A 19,098-nucleotide genomic window follows, 5' to 3' on the forward strand; every position below is an offset into this window, starting at 1 on the left:
ATCGGTACACGTATCTTTACCGTAAGGAGACAAGCTTGAATCAGGTTCAACGCGCAAAACCGCCCGATGCCCCAAAGGGCATCAGGCGGTTCGGATGAGCGATCGCGACGGATGCAGCGTCGCTATTGCGTGAATCCCGTCGAGGCGATCGGCGGTACCGCGCCGGACGCGGCGCTCGCGTTCATTGACATTCTCACTTGGGATTCCGCCTGACTAATCCGCTGCCCGATTGCCTGGATTTGGCGCTTCTGCGCGTCCATCTGCATTTGCAGTTGATTCTCCGCGATGGCAAGCTCCTGCTGAATGCCTTGGAGCTCCATAAGCACTTGGTTCACCTGTTGGGAGCGCGAATCGAGGCCGACGTTGCGCAGCGCTTGCTGCGCTTGTACGCGCTCTTGCTCCTTCTGCTGCTGCACCTGTTGTTGGAATTGCTCGTACGAAAGCTGCTGGCTATTGATCCCTTGATTCGGTTGCTGCTGCATATCGTTCAGAACCTCCCTGTTTGCCTAAAGAATAGTTCTAATATGCGCAGTCTCGTTTGCTTTATGTAACCAGCGCGTTATTTTTTGGGTTTCTTGGGCCGGATCTCGCCGGTCATCCGCGCAAGCTCCCCGTCCTGCGCCTCGATGCCGCCATACCGATAGGCGGAATAGGCTCGCGTTAGCCTGACCCCGAAGTCTCCGCCAGTCTCCTCGCCGCTGCGAATCGCTTCGGCTTGCCCCATCTCGATCGGAGTGCGCGAAGGTTCGAACGGCTGCCCCGACTTCGTGCGCTCGGACAACCATGTCCGATAGAGGAAGACAAGCCGGGCAGACGGATCGTCCGCAACGGACTTTGCCTCAGGGCGGCTGCCAAGTCTGAAGAGCGATCGCCGTTTGCGCTTCGGCTCGGCGATCCGATCTACCTCGTCCTGGTAATCCGCGCGATCCGCGATCCGTTCCCGGCGCAGCCACAAGGCTAGCCGAGCGATCAAGGCGCGCAGCAGAGACGGAACGAGCGGCAGCCGGCGAATGACCGCAATCAGAATGAAGAGGCCGACAACGCCCATGAAACCGTACATGATCCAATCCCACCACGGCGAAGGATCTGGAGGTTCGCCGGCGGGAAGCATCGAAGGCGGCGGCGCTGCCGGCTCCGATTGCGGAGGAGCAGCAGGCGATGGCTCCCCCGGCGCCAGCAGACGACTGATCCACTCGGACGCCTGGCCCCAGACGGTGCGGAACCATTGCCGCAAGGTGCCGCTGGCGGCGAGCAGCAGCGTAGCTAATACGACAAGCAGCGTAAGCCGGATATTGCGGTTACGGACCGCCGCATCCGTTCGGGCGACCGATCCCGATGCGGCCGATTCCGCGCGCACCGTCCGGAGATTCACGACGAGCAGCATTGCTAACATCGTCGACAATCCTCCCGCCGTTAACAAGAACGAGGAAACCGCGAAGCGCTCGTTGCGCTGCATAATAACCGAAAAGATGACGTAGATCAACAGTCCGATGCTGAAATGCGCCGACGTAAATCTTACCGGCCACGGCGCAAGCGCCGCACGAGCTCCGCGGTACAAACCAACCATGCATCCAAGCGCGGTCGCGATGGCGGTACCGATGGAGGCGACTGACAGCAGAAGCGCGCCGATTCCGGTTCCGCAGAGGACGGCAAGCAGCAACGTCACGGATGGCTGCCGGAACGCCGCGCGCACGCCCAGCAGATAACCGGCTGGATAGCTTAGCAGCAGTACGAACCACCACCATTGCTCCCATGCGGCCGGCTGTACGAGACCATTCGCCGCGAAGATAAGCGGTAAGTATACAATGAACTCGATCAGTCCCTGGAAGAATACAAGACTTGCTTCGCGGATTCGCTTCATGACAAGTCCGCCTCCTCGTCCGCCGGCGCTTCGATCGGCAGCCAGTTCACCTGGTGGCCACGCTGCCGCAGCAGCGCAGCCGCCTCCTCGATGGCTTCGCTCCAGAACGCGGATACCACCACGATATCGCATCGCTCTTCCTCGTCTGCCAAGACATCGCCAAGCAGCGCTTCGAACGGAACGCATCGGTGGACGACCAGCCTGGCCATGGCGTCCAGAACATGAATTAGATGTTCGCGTCCCGCCGCTCTCGAGGTCGCAATGTGTCGGGCCGGATCGTCCAAATCATGACCGTTCGAAGCAAAGCCGAAGGCGAGCCCCTGTTCCTCCGCAAGCTGCATCAAGCCTGCTGCCTTGCGAATGCCATGCTCGATCAGCTCCGTGTCGGTCACGGCCTGCCACATCCCCGCATGATCCTCCACGTTCAGCAAGACGGCTAACCGATAATCGGCCGTATAGTCGTGCTTGCGTACTTGAAGCGTGCCCGTGCGGGCGGTCGCTCCCCAGTTGACGTTCTTCAGCGGGTCGCCGTTCTGGTAAGTCCGCACGCCGCTGACGAGGAACGGATCTTCCATGATCCACCGGCGAACCGCGACATCGCCTTGCCAGCTGTGGGCAGGCAAACCTAACTCGCTTCGTTCCGCCGGAAGCGGGTAGACGGTTAGTTCCGCGTTCAGCGAGACGGTTCTCCATGCGCGGAACAAGCCGAACAAATCGCCCGACGAGATCGCGGCGGACGTGAGTCGATATACGCCTCTCTTGGCGCATCGAACCTGATGCCGCCTCGTAATCTGACGCCGTCCGCCCAAGCTGAACAGGCTCGCGTGATTCTGGTACAGCGAACCGCTGCTTACATCCAAATTATCGCCGCCGCCGAACAACAGTCCGCTTCGGAGCTGCGATTCGACGCGAAGCCATGGAACGGGCAGCCGCTTCTCGTTCCGGATCCGTTCGATCATCTCGATGCGCTCGCCCTCAAAGCAGCTCCGCACGCTGAATGCACGTTCATAAGACAACTTGCGCATTCCCAAATAGCGGAACAAGAGCCTCTGAGCGACGAGCACGGGGACGAGAATAAGAATCACCCAATGAATCGTCATCGCCGCACCTTCGATTCCGGCCGATTCATCGGCTAACCCGCGTGCATCGGCGCATCCGCCGGCACCTTGATCTGGGCGAGCACCGAGGCGATAACGTCGTCGGCCGCGTTCCCTCTAAGCCGAATTCCGCCGCGAACGACGATCCGGTGGGCCAGAGCCGGAATCGCGAGCGCCTTCACATCGTCTGGCAGCACATAATCCCGCCCGGATAGCGCCGCACGGATCTGACATGCCCGAAGCAGCGCCTGCGCGCCGCGAGGACTTACCCCTAGCGCGACTTCCGCGTGCGCGCGCGTTGCCTCCGCGATCGCCAGCATGTATCGGAGCAGCTCTTCGCTCACCCGCACGGTTCGGCATACACGCTGAGCTTCGATCATCTCCGACGGCTCCGCCACGGCCGCCAGCTCTTCCAGTGGATTCGCCGCTAGAAATCGCTTCATGATCGCTATCCCCTCTTCGGTTGACGGATAACCCATCCGAATTTTGAACAGGAAGCGGTCGAGCTGCGCTTCGGGAAGCGGGAACGTCCCTTGTTGTTCAACCGGATTCTGCGTGGCGATGACAAGAAACGGCTTCTCCAGCGCGAACGTCGTACCGTCCAGACTGACCTGCCCTTCCTCCATGCACTCGAGCAGGCTGGATTGCGTCCGCGGCGTTGCGCGGTTGATCTCGTCGGCCAGCACGATATTCGCGAATAGCGGGCCAGGCCGGAATTCGAATTCCCCGCTTCGCTGGTTATAGAAATGAATGCCGGTCAAATCCGACGGCAGCAGATCGGGCGTAAATTGCACCCGCTTGAACGATCCGCCGATCGAGCGGGCGACCGCTTTGGCTAGCAGCGTTTTGCCCGTTCCGGGCACATCCTCGAGCAGCACGTGGCCGGAGGCGATAATGGCGATCAGCATATGATCGATAACAGTTTCTTTCCCGACGATGACGGAGCCGACGTTGCCGCGGATACGATCGGCCAGCCGCTGGACAGTTTGGAAGCTCATGTACGCTTTCTCCTCTCAGTTATGCGCGAAGGTTGATAGGGAGCTTTTCCCATTTAGTATAACGGGTAACGAGAGTGCGCGCCATGTTCATTCCGCCGCTGCCGTTCGCGGTCCTCCGCCGGATACGCCCGGCCTGGTCAAGATGGCGCGACGATCTCCACCTTGATCCGGTCCGGATCCTCGAAATAGATGGCATAATGGCGTTCGCCCCCGGCGTAGGGATGGGGCTGCGCATACAGCAGCGTAACGCCGCGAGCATGAAGCGCTTCGATCAGCGCGTCCACTTGTTCGCGCGATGCCGCGCGAAACGCCAAATGATTTAGTCCGACGCGCTTCCGGTGGTACGGCACGTCCATATACCGCAGCTCGGCTTGAACGAACACGATGTAGGCATCGTTCGCCCGGTAACTGACGCCATGCGTCCAGCGCTGATAACGCTCATAGCCGAGCTGTGCCAGCAGCCAAGACCAGAATCGGTCGCTGCGTTCTAAATTGGATACGTAAAGTTCGATGTGATGAAGCATGGATAAGCCTCCTCCATAAGGGCAAGCTTTTCGTCCCAGCTACGGTGGACGAGAAAGGATAAGAACATTATAGAACATATGTTCTCCATTTAACAAGCGTCATGACGCCAAAAAGCTTCCCGGCGATCTCGTCTCGCCGGAAAGCTTTCGCAATTGTATTTAGCGTCTTCTCTCCACTCCAGCTGCCTTATCTAACGCTAAACCGGGAGCCGGATTTCTTCCATCCCTCTCATATAAGGCCGAAGCGCTTCGGGAACGCGTATCGATCCGTCTGCCTCCTGATGATTCTCCATCAACGGAATGAGGATGCGAGGGGTCGCCGCCATCGTATTGTTCAGCGTGTACGCAAAACGCAGCTGTCCGCCCTCGTCTCGGTACCGGATCCCCGCGCGTCTGGCCTGAAAATCAAGCAGATTCGATGCCGAATGCGTCTCTCCGTACGCGTGCCTGCTCGGCATCCACGTTTCGAGATCGAATTGCTTGTAATTTTTGTACGACAGATCCCCGGTGCAGACGGCCACGACCCGGTAAGGCAGCTCCAGCAACCGCAGCAGCTTCTCCGCGTGCGACAAGATTCGTTCCAACCACTGATCCGCAAGCGCGGAATCCGCCCGGCAGATAATGACCTGCTCTACCTTGGCGAATTGATGCACGCGATACAAACCGTGAACGTCCTTGCCCGCCTTGCCGACCTCGCTTCGAAAACATGGCGTCGCGGCCGCGAGCCGCAGCGGCTCCGTTAAGTCGATCGTCTCGCCCGCATGCATGGCCACCAGCGGCACCTCCGCCGTTCCGGCCAAGAAGCGGCCGCCTCCTTCGAGCTCGAAAGCCTGGTCGCGGCCTGCGGGGAAGAAGCCGGTCGCAGTCATAGCTTCTTCCTTCGCCATGACCGGAACGTCGAGCAGCGTGAAGCCTTCGTCGCCGAGCAGATCGAGCGCCAGCTGCTGTACCGCCCGATGAAGCATGAACCCCGCGCCTTTCAGCACATAGTGACGGCTGCCCCCGACCTTGACGCCGCGGCGCAGATCGAACATCCCCAGCTTCTCGCCCAATTCCACGTGGCTTAATAGCGGGAAATCCGTTTCTTGCGGCTCCCCCCATCTGCGTATTTCGACGTTATCCTCATCGGTGCCGCCGTCCGGCGTATCCGGCGAGATCCAATTCGGAACTGCCAGCAGACGACGGTCCAGTTCGAGCTCCAGCTGCTTCAGCTCCGCTTCGGCTTGTGCCATGCTCGCGGCAAGTTCGGCGGCTTCCCGCTTCTCCGTCGCCCCCTCGGTCTCGCGTCCGTCGCGAATAAGCGCCGCGATCCGGGCCGAACGCGCATTGCGCTCCGCGCGCATCGCTTCTACCCGCACCCGCTGCTGCCTATACCGCTCGTCGATATCGAGCAGCTCCGCCACATCGCATGGGATTCCCCTCCGGTCCGCCGCCTTTTGTACCTCGCTTGCCCGTTCTCGGATCATTCGAATGTCTAACATGCGTCTCTCCTGCCTCTCGTTCGATGGAATGCCAAAAAGCGCTCTTCATCCCCATATGGGACGAGGAGCGCTTCTCTCGCGGTGCCACCCAACTTAGCCGGCTGCATGCGCCGACTCGCTTTGCTCCGCCTATAACGGGACGGACCCGGAATACTTAGAGGACGCCAAACCGATCTGATCGGCGACAATCCGTTCGCAACGCCTCCGAGTTGGATGCTCTTCATCGGCATGGTGTTCTGTGTATTTGTTAGTAGAGATTATAGCAGCGCGGGGGAGCTTGCGCAAGCCTTCGGTGACCGGTTTCCGCCGCAACCGCATATTAGCGTCCTTCCATCCGCAAGCTAACCGAAATCCGGCAGAGAGGAGCGGGCTCGTGGCAAAACAAAAAGAAAACGTTGGCCGATGCGCGTTATGCGGCAGAGACGAGGTCGAGCGGTCCGAACATCATCTGACGCCCAAGGAAATGGGCGGCACGTTTATGGGGACGGCTCTGCTATGCCGCACCTGTCACCGGCAAATTCACGCGCTCTACACGAACGAGGATCTGGTGCGCATGGGCTTGACGACGATCGAGGCGCTCTTATCGGACGATAACGTCGCCGCTTACGTGAAATACATCCGCAAGCAGCCGCCCGGCGCGCTGCCGAAAGTCCGCAAATCGGCGCGCGTCAGGAATCGATAGCGGCAAAAGACCGGGGAGCAGCTTGGCAGCCGCCTCCCCGGTCTTCCGGTAACCCTCACAAATCGCGCATTGTCTCCCATTCCGCGGGCGACAGCCCTTCCTCCACCGCGAACTCGTAGTCCTCGATATCGTAAACCTGCACGGGAACTTCGGCTTCGATAAGCCGGTCCTGGAATTCGAACTGGTCGGACAGCAGCGGAATATCGAGCTTCATCGCCGTCAGCAGCAATTCCGTTTCGATCGGATCGAAATATTCGCCGTATTGCGCGTTGTCGATCCCGTGCACGATCGTAAATTGAATGATGTCGTTCAGCAGCAGCGGAGAGCTCTCCCGCCACGGCATTTGCAGCGCGCGTTCGATTTTTTTGCGGTTCAACGGATCCTCGAAGAAACTGATCAGCTCCGCGATTTTCAGCTTCACGTGTTTGTCTTCCTCCGGATCGTCCATCACCGGCTCCGCGCTTTCCTTCATATCGTACAATTCCAAGACCGTGGAATATGGCAAGACAAAATCGACCGGCCGGCTAGGCACGAGCAATTGTCCATATGTAGCCACCATGACGGCCTCAATAACAAAGCGGCGTCGCATTCTATCTCCCCCTTTAGTGTCGACTGAACCCTTGCTGTTGCCAATAGGAGCATAAACATGATAATGGCAAGCGTGAATCTATTATACACTATCCGAACGCCTGTACACAGCGTCAAAATGCGGAGCCGCCAACCGGATATATGGTACAATAACCGTACTGTAATCGCGTATAGGAGGCGTTCCGCCATGACAGAAGAGCAAGTGATCATCATCGGCGCCGGCCCATGCGGCTTGGCCGCGGCCATCGAGCTGCAGGATGCCGGCATCGACGCGCTAATCATCGAGAAGCGCAATATCGTCCACTCGATCTCGCAATATCCGACCTACATGCATTTCTTCAGCACGCCGGAGCTGCTCGAGATCGGCGGCATCCCGTTCACGACCGCGCACGATAAGCCTTCGAGGCTCGAAGCGCTCAACTACTACCGTACCGTCGCGCTGCGCCGCCAGGTTCGGGTACACGCTTATGAAACGGTGCGAGGGCTGGACAAGCTGCCGGAAGGCGGATGGCTCGTCCGGAGCACGGACCGCTCCCAGTCGGAGAAGACGTACCGCGCGCGGAACGTCGTCATTGCGACCGGCTATTTCGATCATCCGAACAAACTGGGCATCCCGGGCGAAGAGTCGGACAAAGTGAGTCATTTCTTCCGCGAAGCGCATCCGTACACGGGCATGAAGGTCGCGATCATCGGCGGCAGCAATTCCGCCATCGACGCCGCGCTGGAGCTAGAGCGAGCCGGCGCGGAGGTTACCGTTATCTATCGGGGGGATTCGTATTCCCCTAGCATCAAGCCATGGGTGAGGCCGCTGTTCGAGAGTCTCGTCGCCAAAGGTAAAATCGCCATGCGTTTCCGTTCGCAAGTGACCGAGATCGGCGCGCTTCACCTTATCCTTACAAGCGAAGGTCGCTCCGAAAAGCTGGACAACGATTTCGTGCTCGCGCTGACCGGCTTTCATCCCGACCGCGGCTTCCTCGCTTCGGTCGGCGTCACGATGGAGGAAGAAGGTTATCCAACGTTCAACGACGCGACGATGGAGACGAACGTGCCGGGCATCTACCTCGCCGGCGTCGTCGCCTCCAGACGCGAAGCGAACGAAATTTTCATCGAGACGGGTCGCTTCCACGGCCGCAAAATCGCCGCAAACTTGCTGGCTGCCCGCCGTTAACTCCAAGCCGCCGATCTTCGGCGGCTTTTCGGCATGCTTGGCGAATGCCTGCGCTAGAACCGAGATCGCGTCAACGAGTCAAGCCCGCTTCAATCTACAGGGTATCGATCCGCATTGATCGCCTTATTTCATCGCCTTGCGCAGCAGCCCGATCCGGCTCTTGTCGCTCGGGTAGCGCATCGCTAGATCGAAACGGGTCGTCTGTTTCAGCACGCTTTTGCGATGGGAGAACGTATCGAAGCTGAATTTGCCGTGATAGCTGCCCATTCCGCTCTCGCCGACGCCGCCGAACGGCAAGTTCGACGTGCCTAGATGCATCAGCGTGTCGTTCACGCAGCCGCCGCCGAAGGAGATGCGCCCCAGCACGTCCCGCTCGATCGCGCCATCTGCCGTGAATAGATAGAGCGCAAGCGGCTTCGGCCGTTCGTTAACGGCGTTAATGACCTCGTCGATCCGATCGTAGGTTAGAATCGGCAGGATCGGTCCGAAGATCTCGTCCTGCATAACGGGCTGTTCCCAGGTTACGTTCTCGATCAACGTCGGCTCGATCTTCAGCTTCCCGCGGTCATAGCGGCCGCCGTGCGCAACGGTGCCGCCCCCCTCCAGATAACCGATAACCCGGTCGAAATGCCGCTCGTTGACGATCTTGCCATATCGTTCCGACTCGATCGGATTGTCGCCGTAGAACTCCCGGAAGGCGTCCTTCAATGCCTTGACGAACTCGGCTTTGACCGCTTCGTGGACCAGCAGATAGTCCGGCGCCACGCACGTCTGTCCGGCGTTCATCAGCTTGCCGTATGCGATTCGCTTCGCCGCCAGCTTCAGATTGGCGTCGCGGTGGACGATGCACGGGCTCTTGCCCCCCAGTTCCAACGTGACCGGGATGAGCCGTTTCGCCGCCGATTCCATCACCGTCCTGCCGACGGCGACGCTGCCCGTGAAGAAGATGTAATCGAACGGCTGCGCAAGCAGCGCGCGACTTGCCTCCACGTCTCCCTCCACGGCCGCCGCGAATGCCGGATCGAACGCCGATTTGAACAGCTTGGCAAGCACCGCCGACACGCGAGGCGTCAGCTCGGACGGCTTGACGATCACCGTATTGCCCGCGGCGATCGCGCCGATGATCGGCGCGATCGCCAACTGGAACGGATAGTTCCATGGCGCGATTACGAGCACGGTGCCGTAAGGCTCGGGCATGATATAGCTCTTGGCCCCGAAGAACAAGAGCGGCGTCCGGACTTTCTTCGGCTTCGCCCACTTGCGAAGCCGCTTAATGGCCTCGTTGATTTCCGTATATAACAGACCGATCTCCGTCATGAATGCTTCGTCGGCCGCTTTGTTCAAATCGGCATACAGCGCGTCCAGAATCTCCTGCTCGTAGGTTTTGACCGCGGCTTTCAGCCGGCTCAGCTGCTCTTTGCGAAATTCCAGCGACAACGTCCGGCCCTCCGAGAAAAAGCGCTTCTGCTTCTCGACGAGCGACGAGATATCGTTGGCTTGACCTATTAGTTTCCCGTTATGTGCATCGTTCATGGTTCTTCCCTCCCGCTTCTTCTCTTAGGTGCTTTTCCTCCAAGTATACAACAAACCCTTGCCACCCCCAAAGTGAGGATGCGCAAGGGTTTGTCGCGATTCGTCGAATTAACCTTTCGCCCGCTGCAGCTCCCGCAAATCGCGCCAGCGGACGGGCAGAATGCCCTCCTCCGCGATCGTGCGCCGAATATCGGGGTCCCGGAACAATTCCATCTCCATCCCCCGCCTCAGCGGCTCCCCGTGAAAAGCCATCAGCTCGTCGGTCACGAGGGACGGATGGATGATCACCTCCGAGACGCCCGGGTGCAAATTGCGCAGCAGCGCGATCATCTGCGCCTTGAACGACTCGTACGTCTCGCCGGGCGCGCCGCGGAACGGCAGACCCAGCAAATAATCCAAAACGACGACGCCCTTCTCGTCGGCGAGTTGCGCCATGCGTCCGGCTTGACTGGCAAGCTCCGGCGGCGCCACCTGGCCATCCTCTAGCAGCAGGTTACGCGGCAGCCGGAACGGAAGTCCGTATTCCTCGCACACCTCGAACACTTCCTCGATGAAATGCCGCCCGGTCTGAATGCCGTATAGGCTGCCCATATGGTTATCCGCGTGCGTCAGCTCCACGCCGAGCGCCAGCGCCATCTCGATCTGCGCCACGAGCTCCAAGCGCACCTCCGCCGGATCGGCGAACCGCTCGAACGACTTCGCGTCTTTATGAAAATACCCTTCGTCGGTGACGAGCGACTGCGTGGAGCCGCCTCGGAATACGGGTCCCCATTTGACCGCGTCCCATTCGCTCGTGAACGTCAAATGGACGCCGACGTCCAAGTGGCGGTGGCGGGCGCTCCACAGCGCCGCCTCCCTCGCCCAGCCGCATGGCGTCATAAGCGTGGCCGAAGAGACGATCCCGTCCGACAATAGCGATTGAATGCCTTGATTCACGGCGTGACACAATCCGAAGTCGTCCGCGTTGACGATGAGCAACCGGTCTTGAGGCCCGAATCCGAGCCGCTCAGCTGTAGTCATTGGATGGCTCCCTTCCAAGCAAAGGATGAAGTGGGATCTCTTACGACCGATTATATGGCGGAACTTGCATTTCATACCCGCCGCCTCAAGCCGAACAATCGCTGAGGAGACATCCGTCGACGCCGATCAGGTTAACGTTTCATGCAGGATACGATTCAGTTCGCCGCGGTTGCGATCGATCCACTCGCATACGAAGCTTGTTCGTCTAATCTGTCCGCGCCATACGTCGAGATCGTCCGCGCCGTCCGCCAGCCTTCCGGCAAAATGAAGGAAGACGTCCATCATGCGCAGCTGCATCAGCTCCGGAAGCATGTCCGCCTCCTCCGCGTTCAATCGGACCGCCGTACCGAAGCCCTCGCAGAACAGCCGGATCCGATGAAGCGCGACCTCCGTGTCCGGTCCCGGGAACTCGGCCAAGACCACGGCAAGCTCCATCGCGCGGACGTCGATCGTCGCGAACTCGAAGTCCAGCAGCCCAACGATCCGATCGCCGGCAGCCACGCTGTTCGTAAACACGATATCCCCGTGAATCCATTGATGCGGCAGCCGCGCCGCGCGAGTCGCGGCCGCTCTCAGTTCGTCCCGAAGACGAATCATCGCGTCGATCCGTTCCCCTTCTTCTTCGCGCAGCCCCTGCGAGCCGGCAAGTTCGGCAAGACGGTCGCCCGCCATCGCTTGATGCGTGACTTCGAACCGGTAATACGCGTCGTAGAGAGGTTTCGCGTCGATCTGCTCGGCTGCTAACCGCGACGACAGCTTGCCGGCAGCCTCGCCAAGTCCGCGAATATGCGCCGGATGATCCGGACTCGGCCGACAGCCCTCAATATAATGGTATAATGCGGCTAACTTGCCGTCCGGGCCTTTGGTAACCGTGCTGCCCTCCCGGTTGAGCACCGGCTCTGGAACCCGCAGTCCCATCTCCTTCTCGCTTAGCGCCAGCAGCACGGCATGCTCGACCCGAACGATCGCCTCGTCGCGATGGTTGTCGTACACCCGAAGCACATACCGTTCATCACCGGCGTAAATCATGCGGGTCGTGTTGTTCATCCCGCTCTCTTCCCGTTCCGCCCGCCAAGGGCTCGTCCACTCGTATGCATTCAAAAAAGCGGCGAATTCGCCGCTAGTCGATCCGTTCATGCTGCCTCCGTATCGTTCGTTGTATAAGAATAAAAATGGTTAATGCTATGAAATGAAGACGTTGACGCGTTGCCAATCTTCTGCGGATAGCCAATGGCGTGCGTCGTCAAACAAATCGAGTCGTCCCAGATCCGTCAATAGCCTGGCTGCAAAGATCAACTATGCGCGGTCGGCTTCCGCTTCCAACTTCGCCAGCCGGCTGCTCAGCGTCTCCCGCCAGCTTGCGGACAACGCCGCCACTTCCAGCACCTTCGCGATCCCCGCCGCATCCTTCTTGTCCGTATGCATGACGCGGTTCGCTTCCTGCAGCGTGATGCCCGCCGAATCCCGACGTTCCAACAGGAATGGATCGCCGGCTCCAACCTCGCCCTCTTCCAGCACGCGGAAATAAAACCCGGTATAACCGTTCTCCTGCACGCGAACAGGCAGCTCCGGCAAGCCATGCTTCAAGCCCAGCTTAAAGCACGGCTGTCTCGGCTGGCTCACTTGAACGAGCGCCGTACCTACCCGCAGCACGTCGCCGATCCGCAGCGCGTCCTCGGTTAACCCCTCCGTCGTGAAATTCTCGCCAAAGGCACCCGGCTCCACCGGCTTGCCCCACGCTTCCTCCCAATAAGGGAAATGCGCCAGCGAATAGACGCAAACCGCCTTGTCCTCGCCTCCATGATGGACGAGATCGCCCTGCCCGTCGCCGTTCAGGCCGGTCTTGGTCAAGAATAACCTTCCTTCTGCAGGCTTCTTATTGATGCCGGTCTGAATTTCTTTGCTGCCGTGCATGACGGCCACCGGCAGCGCAACGTTCAGCGACACCAGTGTACCCAACCGCTCAACCATTCGCACTCACTCTCCCGCTTCTCGATATCGTCATTATAGTCTGCACAGGAAAGAGTTGGCAATCCCGCTGCTAGACCGGAGAGCGATGATGCGGCGACTTTCGGGCATCATCGCCTTCTCGGCGAATTAGCCACCTGGAAGTCAGGCTGAACTACGTCCCCCCCGCGCGACTCGCGCGAATTCGCCACGACTTTCGGTTTTCCGATGCCTTCTTGTCGAAACGCCGCCGCTCTTGTTGCTTCTTGCGCTTCCCCGGGAAATGATCGATCATTTCCCGGATTATTGCGGAAATTTTCTTTCAATTCGATGAATGGACCCCGTGCGCATTCCGCTCCGATCCGCTTCTCGTGGCAGTCAACGGCGGACGCTGCTCTTTTCCGCTTTTCTTCAACCGCAAGGCAGCGGTCAGCGAGAGAAGCAGTCCAGCGACTCCCAGAATAGACCAGGTCATCGCGCTCAGAAACCAGGCTATGCCTCCTAACCAAGCAATCGCCCATGCTGCGGTTAACCGCTCCGTCCATGGCTCTATCCGGCCAAGCCGCCATGGGCCAGACAAGATCGCGATGCCGCTGAACCGCGCGGCGCATCTGCCGCCGGCCACGATCGCCAATGCCGCATGCAGCAGCAAGAATGCAAGCAGCATCGGCTGCACCGGCAGCGCCGATTCGCCGCCTCGCGCGTGCACCATCAGCACCGATAAGCTAATCATGGCGCAGCCGACAACCGTGACTGCAAGCGAGCGTGCTTGCCCCTTGCGCCTAGTGACGATCCGGAATCGTTCGCCCATCAATGCGGCACGCTCCCGCGCCATGGCGTCCCACGTCCGCGCGATGGACGCCAGGTTGCCTGCGCCCGAGAACAACGTGGACATAAACACGATAACGGCTACCGCTGAATACAATTTCGACGCGTCGCCGCCTATTATGGCGTTAATTCCCGTCAGGAGCCCCCCCGCTTCCGGCGAGAACGGGATTTGCACGAGGAGAATCGCGAAGAATAAATAGCCAAATACGACCGCATACGCCGTCGACAAAAAGATCGCCCATGGCGTATGGACGCGCGCATCCGCCGTCTCCTCTGTCATCGCCGCCGCCCTTTCGCCGCCGATCATCCCTCGGTACAGCAGCAGCAGACCGAGCAGCACCGATGTTGCGTCCGGACTTGCGGCCATCACATCAACCGGATGCTTTTGCTCATAGATCATTTGGATCGGCCAGTAGCCAATCTCCCCCGAACAAACCACAATGGCAATAACGATGAGCATGGTCGCAATCTCCAGCCATGCCCCCGCAACGAACAGACGGCCAAGTCGAACCGGGTCGCGCGCGCCCGTCCAAGATTGCACAGCGAATAAAACCGCTAACAAGGCATATTGGCCAATGGGGGACGCTTCATAACCGAACGCTTCAGACAAGGTCATATTGAGCCAAGATGCCGCAAGCACGTTCGATACGGCATACAGAACGGCCTGCCCCGCGATATGCAGCCCGCCCGCCAACACGCCCCATCGGTTGCCCAAGATCGACGAAACCCAATGATAAACGCCACCGGTAGATGGCATGCCCGAAGCCGACGATGCATAGATACATGCCGACAGTACGGCGAACAAGCCGATAACCGGCCAACCGATGCCGAGTACGGCAGGCCCTCCTTGCGCGACCGCGGGCAAGAGCAACCAGCACCCGCACCCGATCAACCCCATTCCCGAGAACGAGAAGCTAAAGGCCGCAAAACCGTTCATTCGTCCAATCTGCTGCCGGGCTTGTCCCTGTTGGTACAAGCCATGCTTGTCTCCCGCTGCGCGTCTAACGTCGTGCGAAATGTCGGGCAGCGGCCGCTGAAGCGCGGACGCGGCATGCCTTTGCGCCAGATTTCCAAGCAGCAGCGCGGCGACGCATACGCTTATGAAGAGCGAAAAACCAACAAACACGGCCGACATAGCAAGGCACCCCCTATTTGACTGTATGTCGCATAGGGCCCCTCCAGCACAAAAAAGCTTCGCCGGATTAAGACCAGCGAAGCAGGGCGAACATCGTTGCGGCGGCGAACGAAAATACGAGCACGTGCATGGCAAGACGCTTCCACTTGCTCCTTGCCGGCAGCTTCCATAAGGCATAGACGTTCACGACGGCGATCGCAAGCAGGTACACGAGCGCAATGACCGCGCCGCGCAGCTTCTCCGCCTCCGTGGAAGGCGCCATGAACCCATAGATCAACATCGTCGCCCCCACCGCCACGTAGGGGAACAACAATCCGAAAATGAAATGCGCGAGCGCGCCGATCCACAGCCTGGCTATAGTACGCGCCTCCTTTACCCGTTCAGCCGGGCCAGCACGCTTTGTTTGACATCGTCGATCTCGAAAGGCTTGGTAAAGAAAGTCGTTACGCCAAGCTTGCGGGCGGCATCGAGCTTCAGCGGATCGCCGTAAGCGGTAATCATCGCGACGTCGACGGTCCGGTTATAAGCGCGGATTGCGGTCAGCACCTCGATCCCGTCCATGTCCGGCATTTTGAGATCGAGCAAAATGTAGTCGACCCGCTTCTGTTGGAGCGTCTCGATCGCCGACTTGCCGTGCGAGAATTCGAACACGCGAAGCCCTTCCAGCTCGAATACCTCGCGAAGCAGCATGCGAATCGCGGTTTGATCGTCGACGATCATTACCGTGGGCGGCCCGTCTTCTTCGATGACAGGCGCTGCGGAATTCGACGACGCGTCCACATGACCCGCTTCCGACGCTACGGACCGCGAAGAGAACGACGGACCGAATTCACTCGAGTCCCGATTATTTAATGATGTTAATCCGTCTTGCCTCTCGGCAGGCCGACCGGCGCGTTTACTACCGGCTCTCCGCCAAATGAACAGCGCCGCAAGGACGATAAGTAGGATGATGAAGATGTAGAGCATGGTGATGTTTCTCCTTCATGCGGGCGCTGCTGACGCTTTATCAGCGCGCGTACTTTAAGTGAACATTAACCGCGGCCTTGGATCGTTAATCGTTCACGATCATCGGGGCAAGCGGCCCGTTCGGATTCACGATATCCGCCAGCTCGAACACCGAGATTGGGAAATAAGGGAATCCGAACGCATACGGAGCCAACTCGTACAGGTCGAAATAGATGACCAGCGCGCGGTCCGCCACATAGAACGACTGATTCGGGGCGATGCTTACAAACTCGCCTAATGTGGCGATTTGTCTCTCCGTAATTTGCGCTTTAATCCGTTCGGACAACCGTTTCACGTAGGAGCTGCCCGGTTTGAACAGCTCCGCGAGCGAATAACGCTTGCCCGTCCCGATATGGAACGTCAGCGATTTCTGTAGCGTAAGCCCGTGCGCGCCGCCCGTATAGGCATAGTTGAACAGCGATAAACTGAGAATGCTTTTCTCGTTCGTCTTAAGTTCGAAATAGCCTTGCATCTCGGCCCGCGGATCGTCGAGCGATCCTTGGTCCGCCGCTAGCTCGCGTACCTGCTGGCGAATGGCGGCGTTAATCGCGTTGCGAGCGCCCGCGTTCTGTACGCCGCTTACGACCGGGATCCACAATTCTACCTTGGGGAACGTAATTCGGGATGCTTGCACGTGAACCGGAAATTGAAATGCCATCCTGCATGACACCTGCCTGCTCATAATGAAATACTTCCCATTATATGCAGGGCGCATGCCCGTGGTTCAACGCTTCGTTCGGTTAACGCAGCGACTACAGCAGCATTTTCTCGCGCGCGGTCATCCGTCTTCCTTTAATATCCAACACGAGCTTGCCGCCGTTCAAGCCAAGAATCCTGTCGGCGAACCGCTCTGCCCAATCGCCTTGCGACAATACGGCCACGACCGTAATCCCCTGGGTTTGGCACATCCGCTTCAGATCGCTCAGCACCTGCTCGGCCGTATGAGGGTCCAAGCCCGACACCGGTTCGTCGACGACCAGCGTCTTCGCTCCGTGCACGAGCGCCCTCGCGATCGCGATGCGCTGCTTCTCGCCACCGCTCAATTTGTCGCCCTTCCGATGCGCTTTGTCCAACAACCCCATCTTCTCGACCATGTCCATCGCGCCCATGTAGTCGTCATTGCGGATCATGCCTGTTACGCGCCGCCAGATCGGCGTCTGATGTCTGGCCCCGATGAGCACGTTTTTGAGCGCCGTTTTGTTCGGCAGCAGCTCGGGCTTCTCTTCCAGGTATGCGATTTCGCGCCGCACCTTCAGCTTGCCGGTGAACCCTTTTTTGAAGATGGAAACGCCATCAACTTCATAGTCGCCGTAACTCCACGGCTCGCGCAGCGCCAAACACCGCAGCAGCATCGACTTCCCGCTCCCGCTGGCGCCTTTGATCGCGACGAACTCCCCTGCTCCTACTTCGAAACTTATATCCGATAAAATGTTCACTTTGCCGGGTAGCTGCTTCGACAACTTCGTTACTCTGATCATGCCCGGTGCGCTCCTTTGCCTACAGTTCTTGCCATCTATCATTCTAGTTTAAATTATTCAAAAAATAGTTTCCATCCGAACAAATGTTTGGTATAATCAAAATAAGAACAAACGTTCCCTCTACCATTCCAAAGGAGTTGATCACCTTGCAACGTTGTGAAAACTATCGTTTTATTGAAACCCGTCGTCCATTCCGGGATTTGACGTTTAAATTTTATTCGGACGGCTCGCTTACGATAATTGACAATGAGGCGGAGTCGGTCGTCTCCCCGCGGGATTTAAGAGGCGAGAGCTACGACTTTTACGTCCGCCGGCGGCTGGCTTTTATACGGAAGAATTTGACGGAGAAAATTCAAAAGTATGCTTAATCCTGTTAAACAATAGCGCGCGTCACCGGCAAGAGCCACGGTGACGCGCGTTTGTTGTGCTTGTGGTTGAGCAGACCAACCCGACCTCGCCTAAGAATTAAGGAAGCTGCTTGTTGATTCCGTTCAAGCTGGCAGGGCGGTTCGCGAGTTTCTCCAGGTTCGGCGTACGCGAACGAACCCGGAACTTCGACTCGTTGTTCTTGTTCTCTTTTGCATCCGCTTTGTTATAAGGCATGGCTTTAGCTCACCTCCGCTTACATTATTTGTTTCGGGCGCTTCGTTTATTCGGTTTGACGCAGGGCATAGGAGTGCGGTAGATTGAGAAGACAACGGAATCATTTGGAGAAGGAGCCATGTTATGACGAAGCAGCAGATTCTGTTTGATTTGGACGACACGCTTATTTACTGCAACAAATATTTCTATCACGTTATCGACCAGTTCGTCGATTCCATGACGATGTGGTTTGGCGGCTACGGGCTGACCGAGATGGTCATTCGCGAGAAACAAACGGAGATCGACCTGGCCGGCGTCCACGCGGATGGGTTTAAGAGCGACCATTTTCCGGAATCGTTCATTGGCACGTACCGCTATTTCGCTTCCCTCTACGGCCGCGCGCTGTCCTCCGTGGAAGAAGATTTTCTATGGAAGCTGGGCAGAAGCGTATACGAGCATCAAGTCGAGCCCTATCCGCATATGGAAGAGACGTTGGACGCGCTCGCAACCAGCGGTCATGAACTTCACCTGTATACGGGCGGAGAGTTGCTGATCCAGGAGCGCAAAATCAAAGCGATGCAACTGGAGCGTTACTTCGACAAGCGGATCTACGTTCGCTCCCGCAAAAATATAGAGGCCATGGAAGACATTATCGCGACAGGCGGTTTCGACCGCGCTACGACTTGGATGATCGGCAACTCCATTCGCACCGATATCGTACCCGCGCTGACCGCCGGCATTCACGCCATCCATATGAAGACCGACAGCGAGTGGGTGTTCAATATCGTCGGCATTGATGTCGCACCGAAAGGCGCATTCTTCACCCTTGAGGCGCTGAAGGAAGTGCCGGATACGATTCATGGTTACTTGGGACGGATATAAAGGTCGACCTATATAAAAGCCCCTCACGGTGGAGTAAGCTTAGACGCATACGATTTGCGTCTTCTTCTCAACCGGAGGGGCTTTGTCGTTCGAGCTGCGATCATTATTGAGCAGCGTCATTGCATGTATGCTACGCGAAGCTGCCTCGGATGACCGCGGTGCACGGCAAGTCGATGATGCGGTCAAGTAGCAAGTATCTCAGCACATCCGTCACCTTCACGCCTCATTTCCTCATATGTCTAGCGACAAGCAATTGGCGCGCAGCTAATAAACACGCTCGCTCGCCTCT

At 58.4% G+C, this 19,098-nt stretch carries 20 protein-coding genes; 3 read left to right on the forward strand and 17 right to left on the reverse strand.

Going from position 1 to position 19,098, the window contains the following annotated elements:
• Positions 1-122: 122 nt before the first annotated feature.
• From BCM02_RS21125 to serS, 6 genes are all read right to left on the reverse strand, one after another.
• Positions 123-482: a hypothetical protein gene (locus BCM02_RS21125; RefSeq protein ID WP_148931121.1), complete on the reverse strand. Its 360-nt coding sequence runs from the start codon at positions 480-482 to the stop codon at positions 123-125.
• Positions 483-559: 77 nt separating this feature from the next.
• Positions 560-1,861 carry a hypothetical protein gene (locus BCM02_RS21130; RefSeq protein WP_148931122.1) on the reverse strand — a complete coding sequence of 434 codons (1,302 nt, stop codon included), beginning with the start codon at positions 1,859-1,861 and terminating at the stop codon, positions 560-562.
• Positions 1,858-2,961, reverse strand: coding sequence for a DUF58 domain-containing protein (locus tag BCM02_RS21135; protein WP_148931123.1), 1,104 nt, complete (start codon positions 2,959-2,961; stop codon positions 1,858-1,860). Before BCM02_RS21135 ends, BCM02_RS21130 begins: the two co-directional genes overlap by 4 nt.
• A 32-nt stretch (positions 2,962-2,993) precedes the next feature.
• A complete protein-coding gene (locus tag BCM02_RS21140) occupies positions 2,994-3,956 on the reverse strand; it encodes an AAA family ATPase (RefSeq protein ID WP_148931124.1) in 963 nt (320 codons plus the stop codon).
• A gap of 137 nt (positions 3,957-4,093) precedes the next feature.
• Positions 4,094-4,480 carry a VOC family protein gene (locus tag BCM02_RS21145; RefSeq protein WP_148931125.1) on the reverse strand — a complete coding sequence of 129 codons (387 nt, stop codon included), beginning with the start codon at positions 4,478-4,480 and terminating at the stop codon, positions 4,094-4,096.
• A 197-nt stretch (positions 4,481-4,677) separates the two neighbouring features.
• On the reverse strand, positions 4,678-5,961 hold the full coding sequence (serS, locus tag BCM02_RS21150) for a serine--tRNA ligase (protein ID WP_148931126.1): 1,284 nt from the start codon (positions 5,959-5,961) through the stop codon (positions 4,678-4,680).
• Between the two features lie 373 nt (positions 5,962-6,334).
• Between serS and BCM02_RS21155 the strand changes: the two genes are divergently transcribed.
• Positions 6,335-6,643, forward strand: coding sequence for an HNH endonuclease signature motif containing protein (locus BCM02_RS21155; RefSeq protein WP_148931127.1), 309 nt, complete (start codon positions 6,335-6,337; stop codon positions 6,641-6,643).
• 55 nt (positions 6,644-6,698) lie between these two features.
• Here BCM02_RS21155 and BCM02_RS21160 read toward each other — a convergent pair whose 3' ends face one another.
• Complete coding sequence (locus tag BCM02_RS21160; protein WP_148931128.1) at positions 6,699-7,232, reverse strand: ADP-heptose synthase; 534 nt, start codon at positions 7,230-7,232, stop codon at positions 6,699-6,701.
• Between the two features lie 186 nt (positions 7,233-7,418).
• Between BCM02_RS21160 and BCM02_RS21165 the strand changes: the two genes are divergently transcribed.
• The gene (locus BCM02_RS21165) at positions 7,419-8,399 is read left to right on the forward strand and encodes a YpdA family putative bacillithiol disulfide reductase (protein ID WP_148931129.1); all 981 of its coding nucleotides are present in this window, start codon (positions 7,419-7,421) and stop codon (positions 8,397-8,399) included.
• Positions 8,400-8,522: 123 nt separating this feature from the next.
• Here the strand turns inward: BCM02_RS21165 and BCM02_RS21170 are convergent, their stop codons facing one another.
• The 10 genes from BCM02_RS21170 to BCM02_RS35375 all read right to left on the reverse strand — a co-directional run bounded on the left by BCM02_RS21170 (position 8,523) and on the right by BCM02_RS35375 (position 17,948).
• Positions 8,523-9,932 carry an aldehyde dehydrogenase gene (locus BCM02_RS21170; RefSeq protein ID WP_148931130.1) on the reverse strand — a complete coding sequence of 470 codons (1,410 nt, stop codon included), beginning with the start codon at positions 9,930-9,932 and terminating at the stop codon, positions 8,523-8,525.
• Between the two features lie 108 nt (positions 9,933-10,040).
• The gene (locus tag BCM02_RS21175; protein WP_148931131.1) at positions 10,041-10,952 is read right to left on the reverse strand and encodes a polysaccharide deacetylase family protein; all 912 of its coding nucleotides are present in this window, start codon (positions 10,950-10,952) and stop codon (positions 10,041-10,043) included.
• A gap of 126 nt (positions 10,953-11,078) precedes the next feature.
• Entirely contained in the window at positions 11,079-12,089 is a 1,011-nt protein-coding gene (locus BCM02_RS21180) for a phosphotransferase (protein ID WP_148931132.1), read from the reverse strand.
• Positions 12,090-12,248: 159 nt separating this feature from the next.
• A complete protein-coding gene (locus tag BCM02_RS21185) occupies positions 12,249-12,923 on the reverse strand; it encodes an MOSC domain-containing protein (RefSeq protein WP_148931133.1) in 675 nt (224 codons plus the stop codon).
• Between the two features lie 298 nt (positions 12,924-13,221).
• Positions 13,222-14,862, reverse strand: a complete 1,641-nt coding sequence (locus tag BCM02_RS21190; protein WP_187434340.1) for an APC family permease — start codon at positions 14,860-14,862, stop codon at positions 13,222-13,224.
• A 67-nt stretch (positions 14,863-14,929) separates the two neighbouring features.
• Positions 14,930-15,142, reverse strand: coding sequence for a hypothetical protein (locus BCM02_RS35370; protein ID WP_187434341.1), 213 nt, complete (start codon positions 15,140-15,142; stop codon positions 14,930-14,932).
• A gap of 92 nt (positions 15,143-15,234) precedes the next feature.
• Positions 15,235-15,828, reverse strand: a complete 594-nt coding sequence (locus tag BCM02_RS21195) for a response regulator (protein WP_148931135.1) — start codon at positions 15,826-15,828, stop codon at positions 15,235-15,237.
• Positions 15,829-15,913: 85 nt separating this feature from the next.
• Positions 15,914-16,525: a DUF3298 and DUF4163 domain-containing protein gene (locus BCM02_RS21200; RefSeq protein ID WP_148931136.1), complete on the reverse strand. Its 612-nt coding sequence runs from the start codon at positions 16,523-16,525 to the stop codon at positions 15,914-15,916.
• Positions 16,526-16,619: 94 nt separating this feature from the next.
• Positions 16,620-17,345 (reverse strand): phosphonate ABC transporter ATP-binding protein, encoded by a 726-nt coding sequence (locus BCM02_RS21205; protein ID WP_148931137.1) that lies wholly within the window; start codon positions 17,343-17,345, stop codon positions 16,620-16,622.
• Between the two features lie 465 nt (positions 17,346-17,810).
• Positions 17,811-17,948 (reverse strand): hypothetical protein, encoded by a 138-nt coding sequence (locus BCM02_RS35375; RefSeq protein WP_187434342.1) that lies wholly within the window; start codon positions 17,946-17,948, stop codon positions 17,811-17,813.
• Between the two features lie 123 nt (positions 17,949-18,071).
• Between BCM02_RS35375 and BCM02_RS21215 the strand changes: the two genes are divergently transcribed.
• Positions 18,072-18,809 (forward strand): HAD family hydrolase, encoded by a 738-nt coding sequence (locus tag BCM02_RS21215; protein ID WP_148931139.1) that lies wholly within the window; start codon positions 18,072-18,074, stop codon positions 18,807-18,809.
• Positions 18,810-19,098: the final 289 nt, after the last annotated feature.

It is taken from the genome of Paenibacillus methanolicus, from assembly GCF_008124765.1.
In the GTDB taxonomy this organism is placed as follows: Bacteria; Bacillota; Bacilli; order Paenibacillales; family Paenibacillaceae; genus Paenibacillus_Z; species Paenibacillus_Z methanolicus.

What these genes read in the sequence shown, in the direction of transcription:
- BCM02_RS21125 (WP_148931121.1), bottom strand. Translation starts at nt 482, where the DNA reads ATGCAGCAGCAACCGAATCAAGGGATCAATAGCCAGCAGCTTTCGTAC.
- BCM02_RS21130 (WP_148931122.1), bottom strand. Translation starts at nt 1,861, where the DNA reads ATGAAGCGAATCCGCGAAGCAAGTCTTGTATTCTTCCAGGGACTGATC.
- BCM02_RS21135 (WP_148931123.1), bottom strand. Translation starts at nt 2,961, where the DNA reads ATGACGATTCATTGGGTGATTCTTATTCTCGTCCCCGTGCTCGTCGCT.
- BCM02_RS21140 (WP_148931124.1), bottom strand. Translation starts at nt 3,956, where the DNA reads ATGAGCTTCCAAACTGTCCAGCGGCTGGCCGATCGTATCCGCGGCAAC.
- BCM02_RS21145 (WP_148931125.1), bottom strand. Translation starts at nt 4,480, where the DNA reads ATGCTTCATCACATCGAACTTTACGTATCCAATTTAGAACGCAGCGAC.
- serS (WP_148931126.1), bottom strand. Translation starts at nt 5,961, where the DNA reads ATGTTAGACATTCGAATGATCCGAGAACGGGCAAGCGAGGTACAAAAG.
- BCM02_RS21160 (WP_148931128.1), bottom strand. Translation starts at nt 7,232, where the DNA reads ATGCGACGCCGCTTTGTTATTGAGGCCGTCATGGTGGCTACATATGGA.
- BCM02_RS21165 (WP_148931129.1), top strand. Translation starts at nt 7,419, where the DNA reads ATGACAGAAGAGCAAGTGATCATCATCGGCGCCGGCCCATGCGGCTTG.
- BCM02_RS21170 (WP_148931130.1), bottom strand. Translation starts at nt 9,932, where the DNA reads ATGAACGATGCACATAACGGGAAACTAATAGGTCAAGCCAACGATATC.
- BCM02_RS21175 (WP_148931131.1), bottom strand. Translation starts at nt 10,952, where the DNA reads ATGACTACAGCTGAGCGGCTCGGATTCGGGCCTCAAGACCGGTTGCTC.
- BCM02_RS21180 (WP_148931132.1), bottom strand. Translation starts at nt 12,089, where the DNA reads ATGAACGGATCGACTAGCGGCGAATTCGCCGCTTTTTTGAATGCATAC.
- BCM02_RS21185 (WP_148931133.1), bottom strand. Translation starts at nt 12,923, where the DNA reads ATGGTTGAGCGGTTGGGTACACTGGTGTCGCTGAACGTTGCGCTGCCG.
- BCM02_RS21190 (WP_187434340.1), bottom strand. Translation starts at nt 14,862, where the DNA reads ATGTCGGCCGTGTTTGTTGGTTTTTCGCTCTTCATAAGCGTATGCGTC.
- BCM02_RS35370 (WP_187434341.1), bottom strand. Translation starts at nt 15,142, where the DNA reads ATGTTGATCTATGGGTTCATGGCGCCTTCCACGGAGGCGGAGAAGCTG.
- BCM02_RS21195 (WP_148931135.1), bottom strand. Translation starts at nt 15,828, where the DNA reads ATGCTCTACATCTTCATCATCCTACTTATCGTCCTTGCGGCGCTGTTC.
- BCM02_RS21200 (WP_148931136.1), bottom strand. Translation starts at nt 16,525, where the DNA reads ATGGCATTTCAATTTCCGGTTCACGTGCAAGCATCCCGAATTACGTTC.
- BCM02_RS21205 (WP_148931137.1), bottom strand. Translation starts at nt 17,345, where the DNA reads ATGATCAGAGTAACGAAGTTGTCGAAGCAGCTACCCGGCAAAGTGAAC.
- BCM02_RS35375 (WP_187434342.1), bottom strand. Translation starts at nt 17,948, where the DNA reads ATGCCTTATAACAAAGCGGATGCAAAAGAGAACAAGAACAACGAGTCG.
- BCM02_RS21215 (WP_148931139.1), top strand. Translation starts at nt 18,072, where the DNA reads ATGACGAAGCAGCAGATTCTGTTTGATTTGGACGACACGCTTATTTAC.